Here is a 13,496-nt window from a genome sequence, read left to right on the forward strand (position 1 = left end):
TGCACATCAGGCTTTCGCCGACCACTCTTCCACATTCCACACTCTCGTTACCCAATCCTTGTAAAAATCAGGCTCGTGGGATACGAGCAGCACGGTGCCTTTAAACTCCTTCAGCGCACGCTTCAGCTCATCCTTCGCCACCACATCCAGATGGTTGGTCGGTTCGTCAAATAGCACCCAGTTGCTTTCACGCATCAGCAGCTTGCAAAGGCGGACCTTGGCCTGCTCTCCCCCGCTTAGGGCGGACAGCGGTCGGGTAATATGATCATTTTTCAGCCCGCAGCGGGCAAGATGGGCACGGACCTCATGTTGGTTCAGATGCGGGAACTCGTTCCACACATCGTCAAGCGGTGTAATCCGCTCAGGACGAACCTCCTGCTCGAAGTAAGAGGGATACAGAAAATCTCCAGTATAGGTCTTGCCGCTCAGCGGAGGTATTTTTCCGAGAATTGTTTTGAGCAGCGTCGATTTGCCAACACCGTTATAACCAACGATAGCGATCTTCTCGCCGCGTTCAATGGTAATGGACATTTTCGGCAGCAGCGGGTGGCTGTAGCCGATCTCGAAGTCAATGCCTTCAAAGACCGTTTTGCCGCTGGCCCGCGCTTCCTTGAACTGGAACGTCGGCTTGGCCGCTTCTTCCGGCTTGTCGATCCGATCAATCTTATCAAGCTGCTTCTCGCGGCTCTTGGCCCGGCCGGATGTGGAAGCACGCGCCTTGTTGCGCTGGATGAAATCCTCCTGCTTCTTGATATACTCCTGCTGTTTTTCATAAGCCTCGATATGCTGCGTCTTCTGAATGTCAGCCATTTCAAGGAACTTCTCATAGTTAGCTGTATAACGGTTCAGCTTGCCGAACTCCAGATGATAAATGACGTTGACGACCTGATTCATAAACTCCGTATCATGGGAAATCAGCATAAAGGCATAAGGATAGTCCTTCAAATAACGTGTAAGCCACTCGATATGCTCAACGTCCAAGTAGTTCGTCGGCTCGTCCAACAGCAGCACATTCGGCTTCTCCAGCAACAGCTTGGCAAGAAGCACCTTCGTGCGCTGCCCCCCGCTTAAAGAGGCTACATCGCGGTCCAGTCCGATTGCAGCAAGTCCAAGCCCGTTGGCCATTTCCTCCACTTTCACATCAATCAGATAAAAATCGCCGATCTCCAGCTGCTCCTGGATTTCCCCCATCTGCTCCAGCAGCACCTCAAGCTCCTCCGGCGTGGCTTCGGCCATTTTATCCGTGATCGCATTCAGTTCCTTCTCAAGCTCAAGCAGCGGCAGAAACGCATCCTTGAGCACATCACGCACCGTCTTTCCCGGAGTCAGCTTCGTATGCTGGTCCAGATAACCGTAACGAACCTTCGGCGTCCATTCAACCTTGCCACTGTCACGCAGCTGCTGTCCTGTCAAAATATTCATCAGCGTCGATTTACCGACACCGTTGGCTCCCACCAGACCGACACGCTCTCCCGGCAGCAGGCGGAACGATACATTCTTGAATAATGTTCTGTCCCCGAAATTATGGGAAACGTCTTCTACAGTTAATAAACTCATTTCCGTTAGCTAGCTCCTTTAGCGTTTACTTGTAAACGCGATCCATAAACTTCAATATGACTTCGGGTTTGCTTTCAAAGCCCTATTGTAGCATAAGTGGCAGCTTTACCGGAACCGTCAAAACGAAAATGCATTGCCTGATCTGCACTGCGTAGTCTCACCATCTTCGGAAGGAAGCAAACAACGGTTTTCTCCGCTTCGATTCAGGGATCACATCCTTGAACAAAGCTTGCAAAGCCGAGTCCATTTCTGCATATGGCTCAAAAGGGTCCAGATGAAGAGGGAGCGCATAGACATTGCTTGTACTCAACTCTTTTCCAAGGCGGCGGGCGGCCTCGCTTGTCGCCAAAGGAAGGCAGAAGCTCCACTTCTGCTGCGGGTACCTGGCAAGGGCTCTTGCAAACGTCACCGTATCCGGAAGCCTCCACTCCGCTCCGGACCCGACAACCAGCGGATAATCGGCCCTCAGAAACTCTTCCAGCCCTTCATGATCCACGCCGCTTCCCAGGTCAAAAACAATAAAATCAAAGTCCCCGCTCAACATCGGGATGATGTCGTCCGGCGAGGTTTGGCGGCAGTACTGCACCCCTTCAAAAGAAAATTGCTTTGTTCCCTCCGCCCGCGCACGCTCCTCTCCCTCCAGCAGCGCCTGTATTCTGGAAAAAGACTGTGATCGTTCGTTCAGTTCTGCTACAGCCACCCTGCCGCCCTGTCGTGAAAGATAGTGGCTGATGGCAATAGCCGTATGCGTTACCCCGCAGCCAGGCGATACACCAAGCAGCGCAATCACCCGTGTGCCGGAATATCTTGCCTCCGTTGTTGGTGCCGGCCGTTCGCCGGACTCCACGGATAACCGCCTTAACTCATGCACAACCTCCCTGGCGGTTTGGTATCTTTCCCCTGGATCGGTCTTCAGCAGCCTGTGGATTACCCTTTCCAAATCACGCGGCAGCCTGGATCGAACGGCCTCCTCCACGCCAGGCGCCCATTCGCTGTGTCTTCCGCCTGTACATAAATATAGCATTAGCGCACCAAGACCATACAGATCGGAGCGTGCATCGGATTGTCCTCCGCCATACTGCTCGGGAGCCGCGAACCCGACCGTTCCCAGCTTCACAGTGTCCTGGCTGCTGCTGGTACTGTAATTCCTTGCCGTGCCGAAGTCGATCAGCTTCAGCTCAAGCTCCGGGGTGATCATAATGTTGGACGGCTTCAGATCGCGATAGATGATGGAAGGCTTATGGCTGTGCAGATAGTCGAGCACATCGAGCAGCTGCAGGGCAAACGATATGACTTTTTGTCCTTCCATTATCCCGCCGTTATTCCGCATATAAGCCTCAAGTGTTATGCCTCCGATGTAATCCATGACAACATATACATTGCCTTCGCTGCTGTAATCGAAAAAATCAACGATCCGCGGCAGCCGCGGATGATTGAGTGCGCTCAGCATCTCCGCTTCCGCTCTCCACGCCCCCATCAGCTCCCTATCGGCCGCCGTCTCCTTAACAGCCCATATTTTGCCCGTCAGCTTCAGGTCCTCCGCCATATAAACCCGGCTCATGCCCCCTCTGCCGATCAGCCGGCATATGCGGTATCTCCCGCCCAATACATAACCGGGCTCATGCTCCCGATTTTGCCTCATCGCTGCCCTTCCCTCCTTGAAAAGCAAAAAAGGAAAGCCCTCACCGTAAATGACCTCAACAAAAGAAGTCACTTACGGGATGCTTTCCCTGCTTATTAAACGATATGATTTACACAATTTGGACTAATTATAGTGTACTTAATACATTTCTGCAATGATATTTTTAAGCATATTTAATCATATAAAGTGTTATTTCATCCCGGTTATGGAACAGCTGCTTCGCCTGCTGCACCTGCATTCCCGCCTGCTCGAAGGAGGAGATGACATCCTGAATAAGCGCGAGCGGTTTTTTGTGCATCAGCTTTACCGTCACGATGGCCGTTCCCCCGCTGGCGAGGCTGTATAACAGGCCTGTAACAAGTTTCGCCATCTGCTTCGGACTCCAGCTCATATCGCATACCAGCACATCAAACTCGCTGTCACGGAACTTGACCTCTCCCGCATTTTTGCGAAGGAAGGTCAAGCGCGGCGATTGCAGGACGGACGGATCCATGCGCGCCGGATCCACTGCCGTCACCTCAAGCCCGCGTTCCAGCAGGAATGAGGTCCAGCCTCCCGGAGCCGCACCGATGTCCAGAGCTTTTCTGAAGGCTGTAAAATCAATCCCAAAGGCCGTTTCGGCCTCCAGCAGCTTGAACTTGGCGCGCGACACCTGCCCCTCTTCCTTCTGGAAGCGCACAGCCCCTCCGTTCCAGTCGGACAGGTTGTTGTCAGGTCTGGAAATGCCTGCATACCAGAAGTCATGAGCGGCAAATACGGACAGCACGTAATCCGCTCCGCGCACGGCAAACTCCAGCGGCGCGTCCGTCAGCTTGTCCGTAATGGCCTGTTTTAACGCTCCCGTGCTGTCCTCCCATGGGCTGTCACTGCTTTTGCGGACCTGCACGGACAGAATCTGCCCCTGCAGCTCGCTCCGGTTCATGACGAAAGCCGCCAGCCGATTCTGCACCGTATCCATGCTGCCGCCTTCCTCCTGAAACTGGACGGGGAACAGATGGCGCAGAAACATCGGCGATTGCGCTTTAATTCTGTCCACCGCCGCTGCGGTCTCATCAGGCAGCGTGACGAGCAGCACTTCACCCGGGATGAGCACGGTCGATTTTACCGAGCCGAACAGCCGCCGCAGCTCTTCCTGGGCGTACGGGGCAAAACCGTGATTGGCTGTGCATATAAAGCGCGACATCTCGCTAGATTTTTCCTCATTTTCTCGCATATCTTCATCCATTGAATTCAAAATAACGTTAACCTCCAGCGCATACCCTGATCCACGGGCGTTCATCATCCCACTGCAGCTCGACCGGAATCTCATACGTATGCATTATCGTTTCTTTGGTCAATACCTCTTTCTTCGGGCCGGCGGCCGCCACTTTCCCATCCCGGATTAAAGCGACGTGCGTAAATAAAGGGACAATTTCCTCGATATGATGCGTTACATAGATAACGGATATGTCACGCTGGCGCAGACGGTCGATCTCCAGCAGCATTTTTTCCCGCTCGTACAGATCAAGTCCGGCACAAGGCTCATCCATAATGAGCAGCTTCGGCTCAGCCATAAGCGAACGCGCCAGCATCACTTTTTTGCGCTCTCCCTGGGATAGCGTGCCAAGGGGATGGTCAACCAGACCGCCAAGATTCATTTCCTGCAGCAGCAAGATGGCCTTCTCCTTCACCTCTTCAGGAATTTCCTGATAAAAACGCAAAAATGCGTAAGCACCCGTAGCCACGACTTCCCACACAGGGTCCTTTAAGGCCAGCTTCTCCAGCAGCGACTGGCTGATATAACCGATCTCCTTGCGCACTTCCCTTACGTCGCATTCTCCATATACGTTCCCCAGCACCTCAACACGGCCCGTAGTCGGAAACAGATAACCTGTCATCATTTCGAGCATCGTCGTTTTGCCTGAACCGTTGCGTCCCAGAATCGCCCAATGCTCCCCTGTCCTGACCTCCAGATTCACATCGTCCAAAATCCGGTCCTGGCCGCGCTGAAGCGTAATATGCTCCATTTTAATCACCGGCAAACTCCCCTTATCTGCTCCAGCAAATTTTGCACGGATTCCATTTTGTATATCACTTTCGGCTCGGAGCTTTCGCCATTGAAAAGCAGCAGCGCGGGCACGCTGGATATCCGGTATTCCTGAACCAGATCGGGTATGGAGTTAATATTGCTCTGTACAATAATATCCTCCTGCAGCATATGCCCGACAATCTCCAGCATCTTTTTGGCTACGGCACAGGTGCCGCACATCGGAGTATATACCAGCACGGCCAGCCTGCAGCCTTCCCAAATATCTCTGCGCAGCTCCTGCTGATTGCGCTCCCTCATCGCCGTTCCCTCTGTTCAAGCTGGCTGAGCAGTTCAGGGGGAACCGGATGATTGTACAGCCGCACTCCCTCCGGCAGGCTGCCGTACAGCACTTCGTACATCTGCCTTCTGCCCGACGGGCTCGACGAGTGCAGGTAAATCTGCTCCGGGAACAATTTTTCCCTGACGATCGCGGCTGCCACTTCAAGCCCCGTCGGCTCCCCTGGCCCCAGATCATAATCCAGCGAGAGGATGTCAACCTTGTATTCACGAAGCAGCAGCAGGCACTCCTCCGCATCGCGGGCCAGCGTAAAGCCCTGCGGGCAGCGCCGGTAATCATCCATATATAAGTTCATTCAGTTTCCTCCTCCCTGCTATCGTTATGTCATCCGGTTGCCTCAGCCCATTCCAGTACTTTGCGAATATCCGCCCGGTGTGTTCCGTCTGCTCCCGGCTCAGTCTCCATGATCAGGGGAATCTGCTGGAAAGGACGTTGTCCCAGCAGCCAGCGAAAGCCCTGCTCGCCTATATATCCTGTACCAACTCTGGTGTGACGGTCTTTTCTTTCACCGCCGGGATAACGTGAATCATTCAGATGAACAGCGCACAGAGCATTCCAGTATTCGAGCCGGGACCCTTTTTCCAGCAATCCTTCATCCACACCGCCATTCCAGAGTCCAGCGGCAAATGCATGACAAGTATCCAGGCAAAAACCGATTCGTTCCGGAAATTTGCTCAAGCTCCGGACCTGCGCCATTTCCTCCAGTGTCGTTCCCATCGGGCCATGATCGCCAGCCTGGTTTTCAAGCAGAATTTTGGCAGCTCCGGTCCAGCGACCCAATACGGCATCCAGACAGCTGATAATATTTTTATACCCCTCCAGAGGATCGCTGCTGCGCAAATGGCCAAAATGAACCACAATCCCCACAGAGCCGCACGCTTCCGCAATCGCCAGATCATTCAGCAGCGACGCCACCATGAGCACATACGCTTCCTCTCCCCTGGTTGCGCCCACCGCTGGATTGACCGGATAAGGCGAATGAGCGATCGATTTCAAATGATGGGCTTCACAGTAACTCCTGCAGGCCTCGGCGTCGGAAGCATCCGGTGTCTTTAAAGACAGACTGCGCGGATTTTTCGGAAAATACTGAAAGGAGAGCGCCCCGGCCTCCCTTGCCCGCTGCGCCGCCTTGTAGAAACCTCCGCGCGTGCTGACATGCGCTCCCACATAACACTCAAGCTTCATGCTGGCAATCCGGACAGTAAAATACCTTGCGTCCGGCTTGCTCCTCCCTGCGTATCGTTCCCCCGCACCGCGGACAGGCCTCGCCTTCACGGTCATAGACCTGGCATCTTTCATCGAAGCCGCCTGTTTTGGCATCCCCTTGAAACAAGGGCATCTCCATATAGCCGCCATACATATAAGCTTCGCTGAGCACTGTGCGGACCGCTTCGTACAGCTTTCCGACCTGCTCTGCGGATGCGGCAATGTTTTGCATCTTCGAAGCCGGCGCAAGCCCTGCCGCGAAAGCAATTTCGTCCGCATAACAATTGCCGATGCCGGCGATGACATGCTGGTTGATCAAGGTGCTCTTCAGCGAGCCGCGTCTGCCTTTCAGACAAGCGGCAAAAGTCTCCAGTGTCATACGCGGATCCAGCGGCTCCGGCCCAAGATCCGCCAATACTTCATTGGTCTCCTTGGCTGTAAGCAGATGCAGGTATCCCAATCTGAGCCCGATGAACAGCAGCCTTTGTCCGCCGAATTCGATTTCAACCTGGGTTGAACGCTCGATGGATTCGCCGGGATCGGCCAGATACAGCATACCTCCCAGCATCAAGTGCAGCAGCAGCCGCTTGCCTGAGTTCAGATGAAAGATCAGATGTTTTCCGCGCCGCTCAATGTACACAATCGAGCTGCTTAGCAATTGCGAGCGAAAGTCCGCCGCATCCAGATTGATTGATTTTTCCCGGTGGACCGTAACTCCGGTAATCGGTCTATCCAATAAACGCCCGGACAATAGTGCCCGGTAGTTCTCCATTTCAGGAAGTTCCGGCATATCGTATCTACCCTTTCTAGGCTGTTATATTTTGGTCAATTACAATGATTATTTGGCCGGCGGCAGACAGCCTCCCCAGAGCTCGCTCAGACTGCTGCATACATAATCAGGCCGTACCCCAGCCGTCTGGATGTGCTGTTCCATATTGGAGGGCGTTGTCACCCCGGTCATGACGAGTGCCGTTCTGCAGCCTGCGGCTGCGCCGGCTGCAATGTCTGTCAGCATATTATCCCCGATAACGACAGCTTGCTCCGCCTTGATCCCCAAGCGGTTAAGCGCGTAATCCATCAGGATGCCGGACGGCTTGCCGATGACGACGGGACTGGTCTGCGAGGCAGCCTCTATGGCCGCCCCGATCGTACCCGCGCCCGGGATGAGCCCTTCATGTGAAGGAAGCTGCACATCCGGGTTGGTCATAATAAAGGCCGCGCCCTGCATAATGCATTGCATGGCGGCTGACAGTTTGGCATATGTAAAATTGCGGTCAATTCCCTGCACAACATAATCCGGCTGCTCCTCAACGAGATGCAGGCCTGCGCTGATAAGCGCCTTTTGCAGACCTTCTTCTCCAATACAGTACACCCTGGCTTCGGGACGTTCCCGGGATACATACTGTGCGGCTGCCTGCGCGGAGGTGCATATTTCTTCTCCTGCTGCCTCGATGCCCATTCCGCGCAGCATATCCGCGATCGCCTCCGGGGCACGTGAAGAGTTGTTCGTCACGAATAGGAAAGGAATGTGCTGATCACGGCATGTACGGATAAACCGATCGGCTCCTTCGATCATACGATTCCCATGGTACATCGTTCCGTCAAGATCAATCAGTAGAGCTGTCAAGTTGTCTTCCTCCCTGCCCAAGCCCTAATTCATTTCATTAATTATTCAGGGCATAAGTCGATTTGCCTGCACTGCAGCGGCCTCATCTATCTATCTTAAAAAAATCAGAGCCGTACGTCCAATGATTTCCCCTTGAATTTAGCAGAGGAATTAGCGGATTTGTCAAAAAATTGTTATGTAAGCCATCTTTGCGCATAATCTGCGTCGAAAACCATCGACAGCTGTTTTTTCAAGGAAGCATTTTCTCCACACATTTGTCAGTTTCTGCGCTTTCCCGGAAAATAATCAGCCTCTCCTTAGCAGCTTTCTGAAAATAAAAGGTACCGAAACAGCTCCGGCACCTTTATTTCTTGGACACATGCGAGCCTTGCTTCGGCTCAGCAGGGAACCTGGAACAGCAAATGCTCTTCTGCCAGCATGCTGTTTGGAAAGACAGACTTGGCCTCATCCAGCAGTTCCTTCAGCTGCTCCATATCCTTGTACCTTGAGCTGAAGTGGGTCATGATCAGCCCGCACGCTTGTGCAGCTTTGGCCGTCTCGGCTGCCTGCAGCGCAGTGCTGTGATGGTATTCATGGGCTGTTTCCGCCAGCTCATGAAGAAATGTGGCTTCATGGATGACCAAGTTTGCGCCTTCGGACAACAGTACCGCGTTCCGGCAGGGACGCGTATCCCCCAAAACGGTAACGATCCGGCCTTTCTTCGGCTCGCCAAGCACCTCCTGCGGCTGCACAATACGCCCATCCTCAAGCTCAACCGGCTCCCCCCGCTTAAGCTTGCCGTACAATGGGCCAGGCCGGATACCGTATTCTGCCATCGCCTCTGCGTCCAGCTTGCCCGGCTTATCCTTTTCGGTCACCCGGTAGCCATAGCTGTCGATCCGGTGCTCCAGCAGCGCTGCCTCCACCTTGAACTGATCGTCCTCGAAAATCAGTCCCCCGTTATGCTCAATAACATCCAGCTCATAGTTGATGCGCGACTGGCTGAGCTCCAGAGACATGTCAATATATTGCTTCAGCCCGGCAGGCCCGTATACGGTCAGCGGAGACGTCCCCCCCTGGTACGCCCTGCTGGACAGCAATCCGGGCAGTCCGAACAGATGGTCTCCGTGAAGATGTGTAATGAATATTTTCTCTAGCTTGCTCAGCTTCAGGGGCGACCGCAGAACCTGCTGCTGTGTTCCTTCTCCGCAGTCGAACAGCCACATCGTTCTGCGCTCTTCCAGCAGCCGCAGCGCCACTGAAGTAACATTGCGCTGAAGCGTCGGAACGCCGGCGTTTGTGCCCAAAAAATAAATGTCCATACTTATCCAACCTTCTTCCTCTGGGCAGCAAAAAACCTCCGAAGCCCGGAGGATTCTGCTGCCAACCTCTTCTGCTCCTATACGCTGCGCACAACCCGGGAAGAGGCAGCACTCCTCCCGCTTGCCTCAGACCGCCTAGGCTTTATCCACATTGAAATATTGAGCCTGCGGATGGGCGAAGACCATGGCGGAAACGGAAGCTTCCGGCTCCATCATGTAGCCCTCCGTCAAAGCGACTCCGATATCCTCCGGCTTCATCAGACGGAACAGAGGCTCCTGATCCTCAAGATCCGGACAAGCCGGGTAGCCGAACGAGACACGGATTCCCTGGTATCTTGCCCCAAGCCGCTGCTTCATCGTCATATCTGGCGGATCCGGGAAGCCCCAGTTGTCCCGCATCATATGATGAATCCGTTCGGCAAGCCCTTCGGCCACCTCCAGGGCAACCGCCTGCAGCGCATGTGAGCGCAAATAATCCCCCTGATCCTTCCATGTCGTGGACAGCTCGCGGATTCCATGACCGGCTGTAACGACCAGAAAGCCGACATAATCCATTGTACCTGAACTTACCGGTTTAAGGAAATCCGCCAGACAGAGGTAAGGCTCAACCTGCTGCCGCGGGAAGGAAAAGCGATGCAGCACCTTGCTATGATCAGCCGGATCATAAATCAAAATATCATTGCCCTCCGATTGGGCGGGAAAGAAGCGGTACATCGCATGTGCCTGCATGATCGCATCCAGAACAGCCGACTGCAAAATCTCGTCCACCGTCTCCTTCAGGCTGACCGCTTTGGGGTCGCCTGCTGCCAGCAGCTGCTCAACATTGCCTTTCAGGCCCAGGTGGTGTCCCAGCAGCATCTGCATATTCACATATGGCAAAATGTGGCTGATCGGATAGTTGCGGAGCACATGGCGCTCAAGATCAGGCGGAATATAGACAGGTACATCCGTTGAGATATTGGAGCGTTCGACGCGGCTCAATTTCGGCAGCGGTTTCGGCTCGGCGATTGCTTCTGTATCTTTCTCGTTCTCCGCCTCTTCGATCATCACCCTGCGCGTGTCGGGATTCATTAATTTGTTGGCCAGATCCAGGCCGTCCATGGCATCCTTGGCATACAGGACAAGACCGTTGTATTCCGGCCTGATCCGGTTTTTGGTAAATTTTCGGGTTAACGCTGCCCCTCCAACCATGATTGGAGCATCAATACCCGCGGTTTTCAAATCCTGGGCGGTCACGACCATCTGCTGCGCGGATTTCACCAGCAGTCCGGAGAGACCGATGGCATCCGCCTTCTCTTCGCGATACGCTTCAATAATCCGCTCAGGTGGTACTTTTATACCCAGATTAATGATGCGGTAACCGTTATTGGAGAGAATGATTTCAACCAGGTTCTTTCCGATATCGTGAACATCCCCTTTAACGGTGGCGAGAATAATTTTACCCTTTACCGAGCTCTCGTTCTTTTCCATAAATTGTTCAAGATGCGCAACGGAAGTCTTCATCACTTCAGCGCTTTGCAGAACTTCAGCGACAATCAGCTCATTGTTGTTAAACAGCCGCCCAACCTCTTCCATGCCAGCCATGAGCGGACCATTGATGATTTCCAGCGGCGCATATTTCTTTAAAGCCTCATCCAAATCCGGAACAAGCCCCTCTTTGCTGCCCTCTACCACATAAGCGGCCAGACGTTCTTCAAGCGTCAGATTCGAGACCTGCTTTTTCTTTTCTACCTTTTTGTCCCGGAAAGCCGCCACAAAGAGCGCCAGAGTCTCATCATTCGTATTGTAAATGAGATCCTCCGCCAACTTCCGTTCATGCACCGGAATGGAAGCATAGCGCTCCAGCTTCTCCGTATTGACGATGGCATAGTCCAGCCCGGCTTTGGTACATTCATAGAGGAACACGGAATTAAGCACCTCGCGCCCGGCTTCCGGCAAACCAAAGGAAACGTTGCTGATGCCGAGAATGGTGTGCACGCCCGGAAGCGCCTCTTTAATGAGACGAATGCCCTCAATGGTCTCTTCGGCCGATCCGATATATTGCTCATCTCCCGTTCCAACCGGGAACACAAGCGTATCGAAGATCAGGTCTTCAGGAGAAAGGCCGTACTTGTTCACCAGCAGGTCGTATGACCGTTTGGCTACCTCCAGCTTATCCTCCCTTTTAATGGCCTGCCCTTGCTCATCAATCGTGCCGACCACAACGGCCGCCCCATATTTATGAATCAAAGGTACGACCATCTCAAATTTTTCTTCCCCGTCTTCAAGGTTAATGGAGTTAATTATTCCTTTTCCTTGCGTATATTTCAGGGCAAGATCAATTACGGCAGCGTCTGTCGTATCGATCATGAGCGGCACCTTCACTTTGTTGACGACAAGCTTCAGGAAGGCTTCCATATCGTACGCTTCATCACGGTCCGGGTCCTGTACACAGATATCCACGATGTGCGCTCCGCTCTTGACCTGCGCACGGGCGACTTCCGACGCTTCCTCATATTTGCCTTCCACGATCAGACGCTTAAACTTGCGCGAGCCGAGAACGTTCGTGCGTTCCCCTACCATATAAGGGCGGTTGTCCTGCTCAATGTAGACCGTTTCAATGCCCGCAATCGCTGGCGGATGCTGCCCGCGCAGAGGACGGGGCGGGTACTTTGCCATTTCGTCGGCCATCGCCCGGATATGGGCGGGTGTCGTACCGCAGCACCCTCCAGCAATGTTCAGCCATCCTTTTTCCGCGAATCCCCCCATTTTTCTCGCCAGCGATTCCGGAGATTCATGATACTGGCCGTTTTCATCCGGCAGCCCTGCGTTAGGGTAACAGCTGATCGCAGAGGAGGACATGTCTGCCAGTGAGCGGATATGGTCCCTCATAAATTCAGGGCCGGTCGCACAGTTCAATCCGATGGAAACTGGGCGCAGATGCTCCAGTGATATATAGAAAGACTCGATATTTTGACCGGCAAGTGTTGTGCCCATAGGCTCAATCGTACCGGAAATCATCAAAGGCAGTTCAATTCCGCTCTTGGCATACGCTTGCCGGATTCCGATGCTGCCTGCTTTTACATTTAATGTATCCTGTGACGTTTCAAGCAGCAGCAGGTCCACCCCGCCCTCAATGAGAGCCAGCGCCTGCTCCTCGTAGCTGTCAACAAGCTCGCTAAAAGTTACACCGCCTGTAACAGACAGCGTTTTCGTTGTTGGTCCCATAGCCCCTACCACAAACCGGGGTTTGTCCGGTGTCTGGAAGGCATCCGCCGCCGCACGGGCGAGGCGGGCTGCAGCGAGATTGATCTCCCGCGCTTTATCTGAAATGTCATATTCGGCAAGGACAACCGAAGTAGCGCCGAACGTGTTCGTTTCAATCAGATCCGCCCCTGCCTCCAGGTAGTGCTCATGAATCCGTTGAATGACGTCCGGTCTCGTCAGCACCAGCATTTCATTACAGCCTTCGAGCTCCTCACCCCCAAAATCCGCCGCGGTCAGCTCCTCCTGCTGTATCATCGTGCCCATGGCACCATCGAGAATAAGTATCCGCTGCTGTATTGCATGCTGCAAACTTTCTTTCATTGCCCTTGTTCCCCCTCGCAAAACGTTAAATCTTAGTTTAGCAGAAACGCTTCCACTTGAATACATACAACTGTGATATTTAGAATCTATAGTATTCAACAAAACTGAACAATTCTATAAGCCGGAAGAGAAAACTTTCTCATATCACAGTCAGTCTCCGTATACGCAGGTCCAATTCATACTTATAAGCGGTATCCTCTGTACGTTCTTTATAATCACCATGATATAAT

At 53.3% G+C, this 13,496-nt stretch carries 11 protein-coding genes; all 11 read right to left on the reverse strand.

The window, feature by feature from the left end; genetic code table 11:
- Nucleotides 1-6: 6 nt before the first annotated feature.
- Nucleotides 7-1,557 carry an ABC-F family ATP-binding cassette domain-containing protein gene (locus ACI1P2_RS19570; RefSeq protein ID WP_355321742.1) on the reverse strand — a complete coding sequence of 517 codons (1,551 nt, stop codon included), beginning with the start codon at nt 1,555-1,557 and terminating at the stop codon, nt 7-9.
- Nucleotides 1,558-1,714: 157 nt separating this feature from the next.
- Nucleotides 1,715-3,199, reverse strand: a complete 1,485-nt coding sequence (locus ACI1P2_RS19575; protein ID WP_355321744.1) for a serine/threonine-protein kinase — start codon at nt 3,197-3,199, stop codon at nt 1,715-1,717.
- 163 nt (nt 3,200-3,362) lie between these two features.
- Nucleotides 3,363-4,412 (reverse strand): SAM-dependent methyltransferase, encoded by a 1,050-nt coding sequence (locus tag ACI1P2_RS19580; protein ID WP_408976279.1) that lies wholly within the window; start codon nt 4,410-4,412, stop codon nt 3,363-3,365.
- A 28-nt stretch (nt 4,413-4,440) separates the two neighbouring features.
- Nucleotides 4,441-5,214 (reverse strand): ABC transporter ATP-binding protein, encoded by a 774-nt coding sequence (locus ACI1P2_RS19585; RefSeq protein ID WP_355321748.1) that lies wholly within the window; start codon nt 5,212-5,214, stop codon nt 4,441-4,443.
- The gene (locus ACI1P2_RS19590) at nt 5,211-5,525 is read right to left on the reverse strand and encodes a thioredoxin family protein (RefSeq protein WP_355321750.1); all 315 of its coding nucleotides are present in this window, start codon (nt 5,523-5,525) and stop codon (nt 5,211-5,213) included. The genes ACI1P2_RS19585 and ACI1P2_RS19590 overlap by 4 nt, the downstream gene beginning before the upstream one ends.
- Entirely contained in the window at nt 5,522-5,860 is a 339-nt protein-coding gene (locus ACI1P2_RS19595) for a cyclic-phosphate processing receiver domain-containing protein (protein ID WP_355321752.1), read from the reverse strand. Before ACI1P2_RS19595 ends, ACI1P2_RS19590 begins: the two co-directional genes overlap by 4 nt.
- A 29-nt stretch (nt 5,861-5,889) precedes the next feature.
- A complete protein-coding gene (locus ACI1P2_RS19600; protein WP_355321754.1) occupies nt 5,890-6,750 on the reverse strand; it encodes a deoxyribonuclease IV in 861 nt (286 codons plus the stop codon).
- Nucleotides 6,740-7,561 carry an Fpg/Nei family DNA glycosylase gene (locus ACI1P2_RS19605; RefSeq protein WP_355321756.1) on the reverse strand — a complete coding sequence of 274 codons (822 nt, stop codon included), beginning with the start codon at nt 7,559-7,561 and terminating at the stop codon, nt 6,740-6,742. Before ACI1P2_RS19605 ends, ACI1P2_RS19600 begins: the two co-directional genes overlap by 11 nt.
- A 48-nt stretch (nt 7,562-7,609) precedes the next feature.
- A complete protein-coding gene (locus ACI1P2_RS19610) occupies nt 7,610-8,398 on the reverse strand; it encodes a TIGR01457 family HAD-type hydrolase (RefSeq protein WP_355321758.1) in 789 nt (262 codons plus the stop codon).
- A 377-nt stretch (nt 8,399-8,775) separates the two neighbouring features.
- Nucleotides 8,776-9,699, reverse strand: a complete 924-nt coding sequence (gene rnz / locus ACI1P2_RS19615; RefSeq protein WP_355321760.1) for a ribonuclease Z — start codon at nt 9,697-9,699, stop codon at nt 8,776-8,778.
- Between the two features lie 135 nt (nt 9,700-9,834).
- Complete coding sequence (metH, locus tag ACI1P2_RS19620) at nt 9,835-13,266, reverse strand: methionine synthase (RefSeq protein WP_355321762.1); 3,432 nt, start codon at nt 13,264-13,266, stop codon at nt 9,835-9,837.
- Between the last annotated feature and the right edge of the window lie 230 nt (nt 13,267-13,496).

It is taken from the genome of Paenibacillus jiangxiensis, from assembly GCF_046098255.1.
Lineage (GTDB): Bacteria > Bacillota > Bacilli > Paenibacillales > Paenibacillaceae > Paenibacillus > Paenibacillus jiagnxiensis.